At 40.7% G+C, this 1,407-nt stretch carries 1 protein-coding gene; it reads right to left on the bottom strand.

Going from position 1 to position 1,407, the window contains the following annotated elements; all coding sequences use genetic code 11:
* Positions 1–15 precede the first annotated feature (15 nt).
* Entirely contained in the window at positions 16–1,314 is a 1,299-nt protein-coding gene (locus tag LKE01_RS11790) for a cation:dicarboxylate symporter family transporter (protein ID WP_056982506.1), read from the bottom strand.
* Between the last annotated feature and the right edge of the window lie 93 nt (positions 1,315–1,407).

Genomic DNA, 1,407 nt, shown 5'->3' with positions numbered 1-1,407 from the left:
GTGTTTTAAAATACCCTATTCAGCATTTTCTGTCGCTGGATGTTTCTTAAAAGAAGCAATGTATTTCTTCGACTTCGCTTCGTCAAATTCTTTTTCAGATTTACCAATAACAACGGTTGCCAATGAATTTCCGACAACGTTCACGGCCGTTCGTCCCATATCGACAATTCGATCAATGCCGGCAATAAAGGTCAGACCGGTAACTGGAACGCCAATGGTAGAGATGGTAGCCAGTAAGACAACAAATGAGGCCCCTGGGACGCCCGCCATTCCCTTTGAAGTAATCATTAGGACAACTAGTAGGGTAATTTGTTGACCGATGGAGAGGTTAATGTGATAAGCCTGAGCGAGGAACAATGCAGCAATGGATTGATAGATTGCCGAACCATCCAGATTAAATGTGTAACCAGTTGGAATAACAAACGAAACAATTCCCTGACTGGTACCAAATTTATCCATCTTTTCAATCATCTTGGGCAGTACTGCTTCAGAGCTGGCAGTTGAGAATGCCAAGATAATTTCGTCTTTAATCACTAAGAGCAAATCAAATATGCTGAAGCCAAAGATTTTAGCAACGATCCCCATAATAACCAAGATGAAGGCTGCCATGGTTACATAGGCAATCGCAACAAAGTACCCGAGCGGTACCAATGCACCAATTCCCATTTCTGCCAAGGCAACTCCGATTAACGCACAAACCCCAATTGGAGCTGCATGCATAACCCAGTTAGTGACTTTAAACATCACTTCAGCAACAGCATTTAAACCATCGATCAAGATTTTTCCTTTTTCTCCAATGGCAGCAATACCTAACCCGAAAAAGACAGTGAAAAAAATGACCGGCATCATATCGCCATTTGCTAAAGATTTAAAGATGTTGATTGGAATAATTCCAATCAGTGTTCCCCAGATACCGGTATGTTGGGCAGTCTTAGCTGTTGCCATGTACTGACTAATATCTGAACCATGAAGAGAGTGAATATCAATCAGTGTTCCTGGATGAAGGACGTTGGCAACAATCATTCCCAGAGCAATCGCGACCGTCGTCATCAGCTCAAAATAGATGATGGTCTTTAGACCAACCCGACCCAGTTTTTTAATGTCACCCATACTGGCAATTCCAACTGTTAAACATGAAACGACAATTGGTAACACAATCATTTGAATCAAGTTGATAAACATGGTTCCAATATTCTGCATGACCGTTATTGCAGCGTTGTTTTTATAAAAGATAACGCCAAAAAAGACACCCAGTATCAAACCAATCACAATCTGCCAGCCTAAGCTTAGCCGGTAGGATCTGTATCGCTTCATAATTTCACCCGTATTTCTTTAAAATATGTACTATTTTAATATAAAACAAAAGCCTTCAATAGTAAATACCATTGAAGACTTTCTAGTTTGCGC

Source organism: Lentilactobacillus kefiri (assembly GCF_007989105.1).
Lineage (GTDB): Bacteria > Bacillota > Bacilli > Lactobacillales > Lactobacillaceae > Lentilactobacillus > Lentilactobacillus kefiri.
Note: the sequence above shows the minus strand (reverse complement) of the source record. Positions and strands in the feature narration are given on the sequence as shown.